We start from the raw sequence: 14314 nt of genomic DNA, 5'->3' as shown, positions 1-14314 counted from the left end.
GATGTCCGCGAAGCGATCCCGCCGCAGAGGGAGCGTCCTGGTCGGGGTGCTGGCCTGGGCCGCGGCCCTGGTGTTCTTCTTCCCGGTGCTGTGGATGTTCGTCTCGGGCTTCAAGCAGGAGGCGCAGGCGAGCACCGACCCGCCAACGTTCCTGTTCACGCCCACACTGGACCAGTTCGAGGCGATCCTCGGACGCGACTTCACCCCGTACCTGCTGAACTCGCTCATGGCGTCGATCGGGTCGACGCTGCTGGTGCTCGCCCTGGCGACGCCCGCGGCGTACGCGCTGTCGCTGCGGCCGGTCCCCGGCTGGCGCGACTCGCTGTTCTTCTTCATCTCGACCAGGTTCATGCCGCCGGCGGCGATCATCCTGCCGCTGTACATCATCGCGAGCAACTCGGGCGTGCTCGACAACGTCACGATGCTGGCGCTGGTGTACACGGCGATGAACCTGCCGATCGCGGTGTGGATGATCCGCTCGTTCCTGCTGGAGCTGCCGACGGCGGTCCTGGAGGCCGCGAAGATCGACGGCGCGGGGTTCTTCACGGAGGTGCGGCGGATCATCCTCCCGATGATCGCGCCGGGCCTGGCCGCGACCGCGCTGATCTGCTTCATCTTCGCGTGGAACGAGTTCTTCTTCGCCGTGAGCCTCACCTCGACCCGGGCGGCCACCGTGCCGGTGTTCCTGACCGGGTTCATCACCAGCGAGGGCCTGTTCCTCGCCCGTCTGTCCGCCGCCGCGACCATGGCCGCGCTGCCGGTGATCCTCGCAGGGTGGATCGCGCAGAAGTGGCTGGTCCGCGGCCTCACCATGGGAGCCGTGAAGTAATGCGCGCCGTCGTCATCGAGAAGCCCGGAACTATCAACACGACCACTGTGGAGGACCCGGCGCCGGGCCCGCGGGACGTGGTGCTGGAGGTGTCGGGCGTCGGCATCTGCGGCACCGACCTCCATGTGCTGGACGGGGACCTGGAGGGCTCGGAGTACCCGATCGTCCCCGGGCACGAGTTCGCGGGGACCGTCGTCGCCAAGGGTCCGGCGGTCGCCGGGCTCGATGTGGGCGACCGGGTCGCCGTGGACCCCAACCTGTTCTGCGGGGAGTGCCACTACTGCCGGATCGGGCGCGGGAACCTCTGCGAGCGGTACAACGCCATGGGGGTCATCAGGACCGCCGGGGCGACCGCGGAGTTCTGCGCGGTCCCGGAGGGCAACTGCTACCCGATCCCCGAGGGCGTCGCACTGGAGCACGCGCCGCTCATCGAGCCGCTGTCGTGCGCCGTCCACGGCTTCGACCTGCTGCCCGGACGGGTCGGGGAGCACTACCTCGTGTACGGCGCGGGCACCATGGGCCTCATGATGGCCCAGCTCGCGCGGTTCGCGGGCGCGGCGAGCGTGGAGGTCGTCGACATCAACGCCGACCGCCTCGGCGTCGCAGAGCAGCTCGCCGCCGACCGCACCGCCACGTCGGCCGACGACCTCGACCGGCCCGAGGGGTGGGAGGTCGTCATCGACTGCACCGGAGCGGTCCCCGCGATCGAGGACGGCCTCACCCGGGTCCGCAAGGGAGGGACGTTCCAGGTCTTCGGGGTCGCCCCCGAGCAGGCCATGGCCTCGTTCTCGCCGTTCCGGGTCTACAAGGACGAGATCACGATCGTCGGCTCCATGGCCGTGCTGCACAGCTTCGGCCGGGCCGTGGAGCTCATGGCGCGCAGGGTGATCGACCCCGAGGTGATGATCTCGCACTCCTTCGGCCTCGACGGGTACGCCGACGCGGTCGAGCAGTTCCGGCGCGGAGAGGGCCGCAAGCTCCAGATCCGCCCCGGCACCTGAGCCGGTGGACAACGCGGCCCCGTATCGGCAGAATCGGTACGGGGCCGCGACGGTGCGGCCGCCGGAACAGAGGAGCCGCCATGTCACTCGCCCGCGTCCACAACTTCGCGGTGTCCCTCGACGGGTTCGGCACCGGTGAGGGCATCAGCCGCGACGCCTTCTTCGGACACGCCGGGGAGCGCCTGCACGAGTGGATGTTCGCGACCGCCTGGGCAGGGGAGGGCGGCGGCGGAGGCGTCGACGACGCGTTCGTGCGCCGCCACGACGAGGGGTTCGGGGCCGAGATCATGGGGGCCGGGAAGTTCGGGTTCCCCGGGTGGCACGAGGACCCGGATTGGCAGGGCGCGTGGGGGCCGAACCCGCCGTTCCACTCCCCCGTGTTCGTCCTGACCCACCACGTGCGGCCCCCGATCGAGATGGAGGGCGGCACCACGTTCCACTTCACCGACGCCTCCCCCGCCGAGGCGCTCGCCATGGCGAAGGACGCCGCAGGCGGCGCGGACGTGCGGATCGGAGGCGGGGCAACCATGATCCGCGACTTCCTCGCCGCCGGGCTCATCGACTACATGCACGTCGCGGTCGTCCCGATCGTGCTCGGCCGGGGCGTGCGCCTGTGGGACGGGCTCGAAGCGCTGGAGCGGGACTTCCGGATCGAGGCGACGTCGAGCCCGTCGAACGTCACGCACCTGACGTTCACGCGCGCGTAGCCGGGGCCGACACCGCGGCCGTCGCGAACTCCTCGACCGCGTCCACGACCGCCTCGAAGCGCGGGGAGTGGAACAGGTCGAAGCCGTGGTGCGCGCCGGGGAGCTCCGCGTAGGCGACGCGGCCGGTGACCGCGCGGAGGTCCGCGGCGAAGCGGCGCACGTCCGCGACGTGGACGAGCGTGTCGTGGTCGCCGTGGACGACCAGGAACGGCGGGGCGTCCGCGTGGGCGCGGTCCAGCGGGGCCGAGCCGACTTCGCCGCCGAAGTAGCGGCCCCAGTAGCCGTTCAGGCCCACGACCGCGGCGACGGTGGTGTCCACGTCCTCGAAGCCGGGCTGGAACTGCGGGTCGTTCGGGGTGAGCGCCGCCAGCGCGGACATGTGGGCGCCCGCGGAGGACCCGGAGAGGACGATGCGGTCGGGGTCGGCGCCCCAGGCGGGGCCGTGCTCGCGGACCCAGGCGATGACGCGCTTGACGTCGGTGACGTGGTCCTCGTAGCCCGCGTCGGGGCGGAGCCGGTAGTTCGCGCTGATGCAGATCCAGCCGTCGGCGGCGAGGCGGTGGAGGAGCGGGCGGGACTGGGTGTTCTTGCGGCCCATCTCGTAGTGGCCGCCGTGGAAGTGGACGAGGACGGGGGCGCCGGCCGGGTGCGAGCGGTGCCGGTAGAGGTCCATGAGGTTGCGCTTCCCGGCGGGGCCGTAGGAGAGGTTCGCGGTGCGCTCGACGTCGCGGGGGCGGATCGCGAAGGGGCTCAGCAGGCGGGCGAGGGAGGTGCGGCGCGGGGTGTAGGCGGCGCCGAGGGCCTTGCGGAGGGCGTGCGGGGTGCGGAAGCCGCGCCAGGCGGTGAGGGCGACGCAGGCCCCGGCGACGACGGCGGCCGCGATGGCGACCGGATTCGCGAGGTCGCCTTGGGAGGCCGCGAGGGCGGTGTCGGCGGTGAAGAACGCGATCATGAGGAGCGGGAGCTCGTTGACGGCCAGGCAGATGAAGTACCAGACCGTGCCGAGGCGCTCGGGCAGGTGTGGGACGGGGATCGCAGGGAGGGTGAGGACGGCGAGCCCGATCAGGTAGCCCCAGGGGACGCTCATCGGCGCACCAGCCCGGTGACGGCGACCGCGCCGACGGCGAGGTGCATGCACAGGAGGCTGACGACGGCCGCTGCACTGGCGGCGCCGAGCGGGCCGAGGAGCGAGAGGGCGAGGAAGACGACGGCGGTGACCGTCCAGATGCGGGTGCCGCGGGCGGTGGCGCGTTCGAGGATCGCGAGGAGGCCCCATCCGGCGAGGCTCGCGACGAGGGCCGCGGCGGCGACGAGGCCCGGACCGACGTGGAGGTCCGTGTCCCCTTGCGGGACGGTCAGGTCGACTCCGGCGAGGGGGACGGCGACGGCCCAGACGAGGAGGGCGGCGGCTGCGGCGGCGATGACGACGAGGAGTCGGCGGGCGTTGCTGTTCATGCCGTGAAGTCTCGCCCGGCGGGGGCGGCGGGCGCCTCGGTCCGGGGGCCGCGGGGGTCCCTGCGGAGGGACGGGGCGCCTCCTACTTTCGTAGGTGACGGCCCGGCCGCGGGGGTGGCTAGCATGTGCCGGTGATCTATCGCCGTGCTCCGCGCCCTGTCGAGATCGTGTCCATGACCGCCGGGGTGGGGGCGCTGACCGCGCTGTCGCTGCTGGCGCAGCCCTCGCTCGGGCCCCTGGAGTACACGGTCGCGGTGCTCGCGTGGGCGTCGGCGGTCGTGCAGCTGTGGCGGCCGGTGACCGGGGCGCTCACGGCCACAGTGCTCGCGGTGCTGTCGCCGATGGCGACGACCGCGGCGACCGTGGGGGCGCTCCAGGTGGCGTGGCGGACCCGGTTCCGCACGGCGGTGGCGGTGTCGCTCGCGGGGATCGCGGCCCACCTGCTCCAGTGGGTGTGGCACCCCAACGCGGCCTTGGGCTTCGACTGGTGGGCGCTGCTGGTCGCGGCGGTGTACGGGGCGCTGCTGGGCTGGGGGACGCTGGCGCGCTCGCACCGGGACCTGGTGATCTCGCTGCGCGAGCGGGCCCGGCGCGCCGAGGCCGAGCAGGGGCGGAGGGTCGCCGAGGCGCGGGCCGCGGAGCGGCGGGGCCTGGCGCGGGAGATGCACGACGTGCTCGCGAACCGCCTGTCACTGGTGGCGACGCACGCGGGCGCGCTGGAGTTCCGGCCCGACGCGCCGCCGGAGAAGATCGCGCTCGCCGCGGGAGTGGTGCGCGACGGCGTGCACCAGGCTTTGGAGGAGCTGCGGGAGGTCATCGGGCTACTGCGCGAGGACGAGGGCGTCTCGGGGGTGCAGCCGACGCTGGAGGCATTGGACGGGCTGCTCGCGGACGCGCGGGCGGCCGGACAGGTCGTGGAGGTGGCCGACCGCCTCGGCGGCGCGGTGCCCCCGGACTCGGTGGGGCGCACGGCGTTCCGGGTGGTCCAGGAGGGGCTGACGAACGCGCGCAAGCACGCCGCCGGACTGCCTGTGGACGTGTCGCTGGAGGGCGCGCCGGGCGGCGATCTGGTGATCGCGGTCGTCAACCCGCTCCCGGAGGAAGGGACCGGCTCGGCCGTGCCGGGGAGCGGCCTGGGCCTGGTCGGGCTGACCGAGCGGGTGCGGCTCGCGGGCGGCGCGCTCGACCACGAGGCGAGCGGCGGGAGGTTCGAGCTGCGGGCCCGGCTACCATGGCCGACGTGATCCGCGTGCTCCTCGTCGACGACGACGCCCTGGTCCGGGCCGGGCTGTCCATGATGCTCGACGGCGTCGGGGACATCCGCGTGGTCGGCGAGGCGGGCGACGGGCGCGAGGCGCTCACCGCGTTCGAGGCCCACTCCCCCGACGTGGTCCTCATGGACCTCCAGATGCCGCACGTGGACGGCATCGAGGCCACGCGGCGGCTGCGCGGGCGGCCGAACCCGCCCGAGGTGGTCGTGCTGACCACGTTCGACACCGACGAGAACATCCTCCACGCGCTGCGCGCGGGCGCCAGCGGGTACCTCCTCAAGGACACCCCGCCGGCCCGGATCGCCGAGGCCGTCGCGAAAGTCGCGGCCGGGGAGCCGATCCTGTCGCCGCGGATCACCCGGCGGCTCATGGAGCGCACGCTCACCCAGGCGGGCACGTACGAGCGGGCCCGCGAGAAGCTCGCGGCGCTGACGCCCCGCGAGCACGATGTGGCCGTGGGGATCGGGTACGGCGAGTCGAACGCGGAGATCGCCGGGAACCTCGACATGAGCGTCACGACGGTGAAGTCGCACGTCTCCAGCATCCTCACCAAGCTCGGCCTGGACAACCGGACGCAGATCGCGCTCCTCGCGCACGACGCCGACCTGGTCTGAGCCCCACCCGGACCGGATCGTCCAAAAGGGTGAGCAGGCATCGTCTGAACGGCTGATTTCACCGCTTCGAGCGGTACTGGAGTCCACCTGTACCGGATCTGTCCCTTGTGCCCTCCGGAGCGTGCGGAAACTGAGGAACCGGTGGTGGCCCGCCTGGCATATCGTCCAATGAGGGGCCCGCCCGTTCACTCGCCGTCGAGTGAAGCCCCTGGTCAAGGAGACGCCATGGACAACCCCCTCCTCAGCCTGGACCCCGAGGACGCGATGCGGCGCGTCGAGGACTGGAAGGCGCGGGCCGACGCCATGGCGCAGCACGCGCTCGCCGCGAGCGAGCGGCTCCAGGCGCTCACCGCGACCGCCTCCGACGACAACGGGACCGTCACGATCACCGTGGACGCCGACGGCATGATGACGAAGATCGAACTGTCGCACCGGGTCCAGAAGCAGTCCGCGCACTTCACCGAGGACGCCGTCATGGAGGTCTACCGGGCCGCGCAGGCGAAGCTCGCCGAGGCCGCCAAGGAGGTCGTCGCCGACAGCGTCGGGTCCGGGTCCGCCACCGGGAAGGCCCTCATGGCCGGGTACGAGCGGCGCCTCGAACGCCTCGACGACTCCGGGGAGCGGTGACCATGGGCGAGTTGAAGGTGCAGGTCGACGAGCTGCACACCCACGCGGTCCACCTGCGCGGCATCCACGAGCGGTTCCAGGCCGTGCAGGACGCGAGCGCGCACATCTCCGGCGGCGAGGACGCGTACGGCGCGCTGTGCTCGTTCTTCCCGGCGATCCTCAAGGAGCGCCACGACGCGCAGGAGGAGCTGGTCCGCGAGATCGCCTTCAACATCACGTCCCTCGCGGGCGCGGTGTCCGACAGCGCCGACGACTACGAGGAGGCGGACAAGCAGAACTCCAGCTCGTTCAAGGCGATCAACAGCTCGACCGCGGGGCCGGTGGCGCCGTGACCGAGTCGAACCCGCTCATCGCCACCAAGGCCGACATCGACCCGACGCAGCAGCGGAGCGTCCTCACCGGGATGTCGGTCGCCGAGGACTTCCACGACCTCACCGTCCAGATCCTCAGCGGCCAGTGGGTCGCCGCGGGGCTGACGCTCACCAGCGGGGCGCTGAACCTGGCGTCGTTCGCGATCGACCCGTTCGGGAGCCTCGCGTCCATGGGCGTCGAGTGGGCCATGGAGCAGATCCAGCCGCTGAAGGAGGCGCTCGACGCGGTCACCGGCGACCCCGAGACGATCGAGACGCACGCGATCACCTGGGACAACATGGCGCAGGAGCTCGCCTCGATCGGCGACGCCCTCAAGTCCAGCGCCGAAGCGGACATCACCGGCTGGCACGATACGGCCGCCGAGGCGTACCGGGCGATGGTCGCCGAGAACATCGACGTCCTCTACGGCGCCAGCGGGACCGCCGAGGCCATGGGGGCGGCCACGCGGGGCGCGGGCGCTCTGGTGCAGACCGTGCGGGAGCTGGTGCGCGGCTTCATCGCCGACTGCATCGGGCGGCTGTGCATGTGGATCGCCGAGGAGGTCTTCACGCTCGGCCTCGCGACGCCCGTGGTCATGGCGCAGGCGACCGCCGCGATCGTCAAGTGGGTCGCCCGGGTCTTCGGGTGGCTGACGCTCCTGGTGACCAGCCTGATGAACCTCCGCGCACTCATCGACGGGTAGGCCCGACATGCGACGACTGCTGCTCCTCACCCTCCTCCTCGCGCTGGGGCTGCACAAGCGGCCCCGCGCGCCGCACGTGAACACCCCGCACGGCGCCAACGGGAAGCGCCCCAAAGGCGGCGACGCCGACGTGGACGCCCGGCGGCGCAAGGGGTCGGGGACCGACGCCGACCCCGCACGGCGCAGCCGCCACGCCACGGGCGCCACGGTCCGCGCGAGGCAGACGAGCCTGAAGAAAGTGGCGACCGGGTCCACGGCGCGGCCCAAGGCGCCGGGCGCCCCGAAGGGCCCCGACCGGCTCCCGGCCGGCCGGACCCGCAAGGACGCCAAGGGGAAGGACATCACCCTCGACCCGGACCGCGTGAAGAAGGCCCCGACTTACACGCGCGGGTTCAACGAGGACATGCCCGCGCCCGTGTACGACCCGAAGACGAAGAAGTGGACCGTCACCCTCCGCATGCACGAGGGCTGGGACCGCTCGGACTTCGAGGCGAAGGCCAACCACCTCAAGAACCTCGGCGACGAGGGGAAGCTCGTCAAGACCCCCGACACCGGCGACCTGCGCTCGGACCAGACCGACGCGTGGCGCGCGGCCAAGGAGCGGGAGGCGTTCGCCGAGGCCACCGACCAGGCCGACCTCGACCGGCGGCTCGCCGAACTCGACGGCCAGCAGGTCGACCACGCGCAGGACCTCCAGCTCGGCGGCAAGGACGGCCCGGACAACATGTGGGGGATCGACTCGGCCACCAACCACGGCATGGGCGGGCAGCTCCGCGGCCAGCTCCGGCAGGTCCCCGACGGCGCGCAGATCCAGATCAACGTCGTCCACGACAAGTACAGTCCGAAGCGGTGAGCGGGGAGGTCCGATGGGTCATCTGGAGTCGATGCGCGCGAAGGTCGAAGGGCTGCGCGGGAGCGGCGCCCCCGCGGCGCTGACACGGCGCTGGGAGGACGACGCGGGGCGCCACAACGCGCCGCCGCTGAGACTCGGCGAGCCCGTCGCGCTCGCGGGCGCGTACCCGGGGGGCCTCGCGGACCTGTACCTGGCGGCGGGCCCGGCCCGGTTCGGGGAGATCCTGTTCCTGCCCGAGTCCGCGTTCGGCCCGATGGACGCGATCGACGCCGACGGGGAGCCGATCGACGACCGCAGGCGCCTGCGGATCGGCGACGTCGGCGAGGACGCGGTCCTCCTCGACCTGGACTCCGGGGCCGTGATCGTCTACTGGTTCAACTACTTCGAGCGCGACTGGGACACCGGGGTGCTCGTCGAGTGCGCCTCCGTCGCCGAGTTCGCCGACACCGTGGCGATGGGCCCGGGGTACACCGGGCTCCACGGCCCCAAGGAGCGGCAGCGCACCGCGTGGTGGGACGAGGACCCGTGGTTCGCGTACCTGCGCGAGACCGGCCTCGCCGGGGAGTAGCGGGATGCGCGACCAGCAGGAGTACGTGCGGGCCTGGGGCCCGGACAACGTGGTCCGGTTCCCGCGGAGCCGGTGGATGCGCGAGTTCGCCGCGCCCGCCGCGTCCTATCCGGACACCGACCTGATCCCGGTGAACATGTCCGCGGTGTTCACCTCCTACCTGACGGGCCGGTACGGGCTCTACGAGGACATGGACCTCAAGCGCGGCTCGGGCGGCACCGTGCAGGTGGTCGTCGTCGGCGCGGTCCCCGCCGACCCCGAGTCGACGCTGTTCTGCTTCGACACGGCGACCGGCCGGATCGTCAAGCTCGCCGTCCGGAACGGCACCCTCGAACTCGTGAACGCGAGCTTCAAGTCCCTCAGCGAGTTCCTGTTCCGGTTCGCGCAGTTCGTGGACGAGGACACCGGCCGGGCGGGCCGGGCCCGCCGCGCCGCGGTCCTGCGCAGCAAGCTCGCGCGCATCGACCCCGACGCGTTCGCCGACCCCGGCTCGTGGTGGTCGGCGACGTTCACGCAGCTGGAGTACCGCACCCGCTGAGCCGGTTCGGGGCGGCGGGGCCGGGCGGTGGGACCGGGCAGTGGGAAAAGCGCTCGGGGACCGCCGGGCGCCTGGAGTAGGCTTCCGACGGCCTCGCCGTCGCCTCACGGCAGGGCCTCTGTTCCCCCATGCCCGCGGCACGGTCGTGCCGCCCCCGCGAACGAGGTGCCGCCCATGTCAGGTCCGTCCACGTCGGCCTTCGGCGACCGGAGGTCGGCGGCGGCGCTCGTCGCGCTCGCCGTCGCCGCGTTCTGCTACGTCACCGCCGAGACCGCGCCCGTCGGGCTCCTCGGCGAGATGGCCGCGGACCTCGACGTGTCGCTGTCGCAGATCGGGCTGCTCGTCACCGGCTACAGCGTCACCGTCGCGATCGTGACGCTCCCGCTCGTGAAGCTGGTGGCGAAGGTGCCGCGGCGCCCGCTCCTGCTCGCCCTCATGGCCGTCATGGTCCTCGCAACCGCCGCCTCGGCCGCCGCGACCCAGTACGAGCTGCTGTTCGCGGCCCGCATCGCGACCGCGCTCAGCCAGGCCGTGTTCTGGGGGATCGTGGGCCCCGTGGCCGCCGGGATGTTCCCCGTCCACGTGCGCGGCCGCGTCCTCGCCGTCGTCTACACCGGCGGCTCCATCGGCCCGATGCTCGGCGTGCCCGCCGCGACCTGGCTCGGCCAGCGCGCCGGATGGCAGGCCGCGTTCCTCGCGCTCGCGGCCATGGGCCTCATCGCGCTCGGCACCCTGTTCGCGGCGCTCCCGGCGCGGCCGACCCGCAACGAGCACGCCGGTCGCGGCACGGTCCCCGACGCGCGGCGGTTCGCGCTGGTCCTGGTGACCACGGTGCTGTCGGTGGCCGGGTTCTTCGCGGTCTACACGTACACGTCGGAGGTGATCACCGCGGTCGCGGGCATGTCGGCGGCGATGCTCGGGCCGCTGCTGCTGGTGCGCGGCGTCGCGGACTTCGGGGGGATCGCCGCGGGCGGCATCCTCTCGGACCGGTCGCAGCGGCTCGCCGTGGTGCTGCCGCTGGTGCTGCTGACGGCGGTCTTCGCGGCGATGTGGCTGTTCGGGGCGAACGCGTGGGTCACCGGCGGCGCGATCGTCCTGACGGGCCTGTCGATGGGCATGTTCAGCCCGGCGCTCCAGAACCGGGTCATGGAGTTCGCGCCGGGGAGCACGGACACGGCGTCGGCGGCGAACTCGGTGGCGTTCAACGTCGGGATCGCGCTCGGGTCCTCGCTCGGGGGCCTGACGCTCGTCCACGGCGGCGCCGGGTCGATCGCGCTCACGGGCGCGGTGTTCGCCGCGGCGGCGGTGGTGACGGGCCTGGTCACGACCGAGCCCGCGCGGGCGAGGGCGGCGGCCGCGGCCTGAGGCGCTTTCGGCGAGAGCGCTCCGCGCGCGCCCCGTTCCGGCGATGATCGACCCAGATCGCTCGCGGAACGGAGGCGGTGATGGAGCGGCTGCCGCAGATGCTCACGCTGCGCAAGACCGTCGGTCTGGCGTGGCTGCGCGCGCTGCCGCTCGTCCTGGTCATCGTCATGGTCCCCGTGGAGCTGGCGACCTCCTCGGTGCACCTGTGGACGTTGATCGCGGCGCTGCCGCCGCTCGCGGCCCTGGTCAACGGGCCGCGGACGACGGTGGTCGTCGCGGTGACCGCGCTCCTAGCGTGCGCGGCGCTGAACTGGTCGCGCATCAGCGGCGGCGTCGCGGACGGGTACTCGGAGATGGTGCCGGTGGTGCTCATCGGGGCGACGAGCGTGGTCATCGCGGTGTTGCGCGACCGGGTCATCGCGAGCCTCATCAACGTGAACGCGGTGTCGGAGGCGGCGCAGCGGGCGCTCCTGCCTGACCTGCCGCGGCGGATCGGGCGGCTCGAATGCGCGGCGCGGTACCGGGCCGCGGCCGCGGACAGCCGCCTCGGCGGTGACTTCTTCGACCTGCTGGACACGCAGTGGGGCGTGCGGGCGGTCCTCGGGGACGTGTCGGGGCACGGGCTGGGCGCGGTCGCGACGATGGCGGCGCTGCTCGGGTCGTTCCGCGAGGGAGCCCTGGACGACGTGGACCTGAACGCGCTGAGCGTGCGCATGGAGCGGCGGATGCTCATGTGCAACGAGCGGCGCGGCGGGTGGACCGAGGAGTTCGCGACGGCGCTGCTCATGGCGTTCGCGCGGGACGGGTGCACCGTGGAGGTCCGCAGCTTCGGGCACCACCCGCCGCTGCTGGTCCGGGGGAACGAGGTGGAGGCGCTGTCGCTGACCCCGGCGCCGCCGCTGGGCCTGGTCGGCGAGATGAACGTGGCCGCCCGGTCGGTGGGCCGGGCCCTGCACCCCGGGGACCTGCTGGTGGCGTTCACCGACGGCGTGGTGGAGGCCCGCGACCGCGCGGGCGGCATGTACCCGTTCGAGGAGCGGCTGCGCGACCGGGCCGGGGCCGAGCCGTTCGCGAACGCCGCGGCGGTGGTGGAGTTCCTGTTCGCGGACCTGGAGACGCACGGGTTCCGGTTGACCGACGACACGGCGGTCCTGGTGGTCGGCGTCCGCCGGGAGCCGTAGCGGGGTGTCGGCGGGCCACACGGGTCGGGGCGGAATTGTGGGGGCGTTCGACATGGCCCCGGCGCCGCCGCGTCCATAGCATTTACCGGCATGAATACCGTAACACCCGTTGGGGACGGCCCGGCCGCGGGCGCGAGTTCGGTCTTGAGTGGACGGACGGCGCTGGTGACCGGGGCCGGGTCCGGGATCGGGCGGGCCTGCGCGGCCGCGCTCGCCGCGGCCGGGGCGATGGTCCATGCAGTGGACCGGGACGCCGGGGCCGTGCGCGCCGTCGCCGAGGAGATCGGGGCAACGGCGCACGTCGCGGACCTGGCCGACGCGGCCGCGGTCGCCGCGCTGCCGCACGGCGTCGACGTCCTGGTCAACAACGCCGGGTTCCAGCACGTGGCCCCCCTCGCGGAGTTCCCGCTCGACCGGTTCGCGCTCATGCAGCGCGTCATGGTGGCCGCGCCGCTCCAGCTCATGCAGCAGTGCCTGCCGCACATGCAGCGGCAGCGCTGGGGGCGGATCGTCAACGTCTCCAGCGTCCACGGCCTGCGCGCCAGCGCGAACAAGGCCGGGTACGTCGCGGCCAAGCACGCCCTGGAGGGCCTGAGCAAGGTGGCCGCGATCGAGGGCGCCTCGTACGGGATCACCAGCAACTGCGTCAACCCCGGCTACGTGCGCACCCCGCTGGTGGAGCGCCAGCTCGACGACCTCGCGGCCGCGGGCAGTGAAGACCCGCTCGCGACCGTGCTCCTCGACCGGACCCCGCTGAAGCGGCTGCTGGAGCCCGGGGAGGTCGCGGCCGCCGTGCTGTGGCTGTGCGGCCCCGGCTCGGGCTTCGCCACCGGGTCCTCCCTCACGCTCGACGGCGGCTGGACCGCCAACTAGCCCTTCATGTGTCCCCTCTAGAGAACAGGCACCGCCCATGACCGACCCAGCCCTCACCGCGGCGCCGACGGAGCGCCGCAGCGGCATCGGCCGCATCGTCACCGCCAGCCTCGTCGGCACGACCGTCGAGTGGTACGACTTCTTCCTGTACGGCTCCGCCGCCGCGCTGGTGTTCAACACCGCGTTCTTCCCCACCCACGACCCGCTGACCGGGACGCTCATCGCGTTCGCCAGCTACGCCATCGGGTTCCTCGCCCGGCCGCTCGGCGGCCTCGTCTTCGGCCACTACGGCGACCGATTGGGCCGCAAGAAGCTCCTCGTGCTCAGCCTGCTGCTCATGGGCGGCGCGACGTTCGCGATGGGCCTGCTGCCCGTGTACGCGCAGATCGGCGTCGCCGCGCCGGTCCTCCTGACGCTGCTGCGCCTGGTCCAGGGCTTCGCTCTCGGCGGCGAGTGGGGCGGGGCGGTGCTCATCGTCTCCGAGCACGGCGGTGCGAGGCACCGCGGGTTCTGGGCGTCGTGGCCGCAGGCCGGGGCGCCCGGCGGGAACCTGCTCGCCACGGGCGTGCTCGCGCTCCTGGCGGTCGTCCAGTCCGAGGAGGCGTTCCTCGACTGGGGCTGGCGCGTCCCGTTCCTGCTCTCGGGGGTCCTGGTCGTCATCGGCCTGTGGATCCGCATCTCCGTGACGGAGTCGCCGGTGTTCCTCCAGGCGCAGGCCGAGCGGGCCGCGAGCGGCGTGAAGGAGAAGCCGCCGATCGTGGAGGTGTTCCGCACGGGCTGGCGCGAGGTGCTCGGCGCGATCGGGCTGCGCTTCGGCGAGAACGTCTCGTACTACATCCTCACCGCGTTCGTGCTCGTCTACGTGACGGTGCACCTGGAGCTGTCGCGGAGCCTCGCACTGAACGCGGTGCTCATCGCCTCGGCGATCCACTTCGTGACGATCCCCTTGTGGGGCGCGCTGTCCGACCGGATCGGGCGGCGGGCCGTGACGCTCGTCGGCGCGGCCGGGATGGCGGTGTGGGCGTTCGCGTTCTTCGGGCTGGTCGACTCCGGCGAGTTCGGGACGGTGACGCTGTCGGTGACGGTGGGCCTGCTGTTCCACGGCGCGATGTACGGCCCGCAGGCGGCGTTCGTGTCGGAGCTGTTCGACACGAAGGTCCGGTACTCGGGGGCGGCGATCGGGTCGCAGCTCGCGTCGATCGTGGCCGGGGCGCTGGCGCCGATCATCGCGGTGAAGCTGCTGAGCGAGTACGGCTCGTCGGTGCCGGTGTCGGCGTACCTGTGCGCGGCGGCGGTGGTCACGGCGATCACGGCCGCGGTGGTGCGCGAGACGCGGGGACGCGATCTGACCAGCGGCATCAGGGACTAGGCTTCCTGC

General features: G+C 72.9%; 17 protein-coding genes. 15 read left to right on the top strand and 2 right to left on the bottom strand.

Annotation, left to right across the window (positions count from 1 at the left end):
- Window position 1: 1 nt before the first annotated feature.
- From AB0A65_RS19065 to AB0A65_RS19055, 3 genes are all read left to right on the top strand, one after another.
- Window positions 2-829, top strand: a complete 828-nt coding sequence (locus tag AB0A65_RS19065; RefSeq protein ID WP_359952837.1) for a carbohydrate ABC transporter permease — start codon at window positions 2-4, stop codon at window positions 827-829.
- Complete coding sequence (locus AB0A65_RS19060; protein WP_359952835.1) at window positions 829-1830, top strand: zinc-dependent alcohol dehydrogenase family protein; 1002 nt, start codon at window positions 829-831, stop codon at window positions 1828-1830. The genes AB0A65_RS19065 and AB0A65_RS19060 overlap by 1 nt, the downstream gene beginning before the upstream one ends.
- An 80-nt stretch (window positions 1831-1910) precedes the next feature.
- Window positions 1911-2537 carry a dihydrofolate reductase family protein gene (locus AB0A65_RS19055; RefSeq protein WP_359952833.1) on the top strand — a complete coding sequence of 209 codons (627 nt, stop codon included), beginning with the start codon at window positions 1911-1913 and terminating at the stop codon, window positions 2535-2537.
- Here the strand turns inward: AB0A65_RS19055 and AB0A65_RS19050 are convergent.
- On the bottom strand, window positions 2524-3624 hold the full coding sequence (locus tag AB0A65_RS19050; protein WP_359952831.1) for an alpha/beta hydrolase: 1101 nt from the start codon (window positions 3622-3624) through the stop codon (window positions 2524-2526). The two genes, AB0A65_RS19055 and AB0A65_RS19050, sit on opposite strands and share 14 nt — an antisense overlap.
- Window positions 3621-3992, bottom strand: coding sequence for a DUF6069 family protein (locus tag AB0A65_RS19045; protein WP_359952830.1), 372 nt, complete (start codon window positions 3990-3992; stop codon window positions 3621-3623). Before AB0A65_RS19045 ends, AB0A65_RS19050 begins: the two co-directional genes overlap by 4 nt.
- Before the next feature lie 131 nt (window positions 3993-4123).
- Here AB0A65_RS19045 and AB0A65_RS19040 point away from each other — a divergent pair, with 131 nt between their 5' ends.
- From AB0A65_RS19040 to AB0A65_RS18985, 12 genes are all read left to right on the top strand, one after another.
- Window positions 4124-5236, top strand: coding sequence for a histidine kinase (locus AB0A65_RS19040; RefSeq protein WP_359952828.1), 1113 nt, complete (start codon window positions 4124-4126; stop codon window positions 5234-5236).
- Window positions 5224-5877, top strand: a complete 654-nt coding sequence (locus AB0A65_RS19035) for a response regulator transcription factor (RefSeq protein WP_359952826.1) — start codon at window positions 5224-5226, stop codon at window positions 5875-5877. Before AB0A65_RS19040 ends, AB0A65_RS19035 begins: the two co-directional genes overlap by 13 nt.
- A 225-nt stretch (window positions 5878-6102) precedes the next feature.
- The gene (locus AB0A65_RS19030) at window positions 6103-6504 is read left to right on the top strand and encodes a YbaB/EbfC family nucleoid-associated protein (protein WP_359952824.1); all 402 of its coding nucleotides are present in this window, start codon (window positions 6103-6105) and stop codon (window positions 6502-6504) included.
- 2 nt (window positions 6505-6506) lie between these two features.
- Window positions 6507-6836 carry a type VII secretion target gene (locus tag AB0A65_RS19025; RefSeq protein ID WP_359952822.1) on the top strand — a complete coding sequence of 110 codons (330 nt, stop codon included), beginning with the start codon at window positions 6507-6509 and terminating at the stop codon, window positions 6834-6836.
- A complete protein-coding gene (locus AB0A65_RS19020; protein ID WP_359952820.1) occupies window positions 6833-7558 on the top strand; it encodes a hypothetical protein in 726 nt (241 codons plus the stop codon). Before AB0A65_RS19025 ends, AB0A65_RS19020 begins: the two co-directional genes overlap by 4 nt.
- A 7-nt stretch (window positions 7559-7565) precedes the next feature.
- On the top strand, window positions 7566-8411 hold the full coding sequence (locus AB0A65_RS19015; protein WP_359952818.1) for a hypothetical protein: 846 nt from the start codon (window positions 7566-7568) through the stop codon (window positions 8409-8411).
- 13 nt (window positions 8412-8424) lie between these two features.
- A complete protein-coding gene (locus tag AB0A65_RS19010; protein ID WP_359952816.1) occupies window positions 8425-8979 on the top strand; it encodes a hypothetical protein in 555 nt (184 codons plus the stop codon).
- A 4-nt stretch (window positions 8980-8983) separates the two neighbouring features.
- A complete protein-coding gene (locus AB0A65_RS19005; RefSeq protein WP_359952815.1) occupies window positions 8984-9517 on the top strand; it encodes an SUKH-4 family immunity protein in 534 nt (177 codons plus the stop codon).
- A gap of 174 nt (window positions 9518-9691) precedes the next feature.
- Window positions 9692-10882: an MFS transporter gene (locus AB0A65_RS19000; RefSeq protein ID WP_359952814.1), complete on the top strand. Its 1191-nt coding sequence runs from the start codon at window positions 9692-9694 to the stop codon at window positions 10880-10882.
- An 80-nt stretch (window positions 10883-10962) separates the two neighbouring features.
- On the top strand, window positions 10963-12063 hold the full coding sequence (locus AB0A65_RS18995; RefSeq protein WP_359952812.1) for a PP2C family protein-serine/threonine phosphatase: 1101 nt from the start codon (window positions 10963-10965) through the stop codon (window positions 12061-12063).
- Window positions 12064-12153: 90 nt separating this feature from the next.
- Window positions 12154-12936 (top strand): SDR family oxidoreductase, encoded by a 783-nt coding sequence (locus AB0A65_RS18990; RefSeq protein ID WP_359952810.1) that lies wholly within the window; start codon window positions 12154-12156, stop codon window positions 12934-12936.
- Between the two features lie 37 nt (window positions 12937-12973).
- Window positions 12974-14305, top strand: coding sequence for an MFS transporter (locus AB0A65_RS18985; RefSeq protein ID WP_359952808.1), 1332 nt, complete (start codon window positions 12974-12976; stop codon window positions 14303-14305).
- Window positions 14306-14314: the final 9 nt, after the last annotated feature.

Source organism: Glycomyces sp. NPDC047010 (genome assembly GCF_040644205.1).
Classification (GTDB): Bacteria; Actinomycetota; Actinomycetes; order Mycobacteriales; family Micromonosporaceae; genus Glycomyces.
Note: the sequence above shows the minus strand (reverse complement) of the source record. Positions and strands in the feature narration are given on the sequence as shown.